Source organism: Aerococcus sp. L_32 (assembly GCF_050689315.1).
On the sequence record NZ_JBOEQF010000873.1, the window covers coordinates 1 to 781 of the forward strand.

1 protein-coding gene is annotated in these 781 nt (G+C 39.2%); it reads left to right on the plus strand.

Going from position 1 to position 781, the window contains the following annotated elements:
• On the plus strand, positions 1–616 hold a 616-nt coding region (locus tag ACRCJ0_RS17040; protein WP_431391343.1), incomplete at its 5' end, for an alpha/beta hydrolase.
• Positions 617–781: the final 165 nt, after the last annotated feature.

Here is a 781-nt window from a genome sequence, read left to right on the forward strand (position 1 = left end):
GCTACAAGAAACTGCTAAGGCATTTGAAATTTTGCATCAACATGCGATTGAGTGGCGCATTGATACTGATAAGATTGGCCTAGCAGGATTTTCTGCTGGTGGTCACAATACCGGGATGTACAGTAATGTATGGCATGAAGATATGATTCAAAATGCAACAAATTTGAAGGGCAAAGCCTTGAAACCAGCATTTAATATTTCTGCCTACGCCCTAACTGATATTGCCTATTATTATCACCAAAACATTGCCAATCCTGACCCAAATATCAAGGCCTATGCAACAGCCATATCTTTAGCTTGCTTTGGAAAACCACTACCTAGTGAAGCAGAAATTGAACGTTATTCTGTCCCAGCTACTGTGAATGAACATACTGCACCAACTTTTATTTGGGCAACACGTGAAGACGATGTTGTTAACGTACGTGATTCCTTATCACTAGCCTTAGCATTAGAAGAAAATAACATTCCGTTTGAAATGCATATCTTCCAAGAAGGACCACACGGCCTTTCAGTGGCTAACGAGCTTTCTGCAACCATGCCCAATCAAGTGAATAAAACTGCCGCGCAATGGATACCTTTGACAGAAACTTGGTTAAAAGAATTGATTTTAAAATAAAACAAAAACGGCAACTCCAGCTCATTATGATAGTTGCCGTTTTTATTTTGCGGTTATTTTTCTTCTTGTTGAGCCATCCAATGCTCCTGATGACCGCGAGATATACGCATGATTTCAGTATATAAATCAGCTAATTCTTCTTTTAGTTCAGGGTTTTCTAAGTAG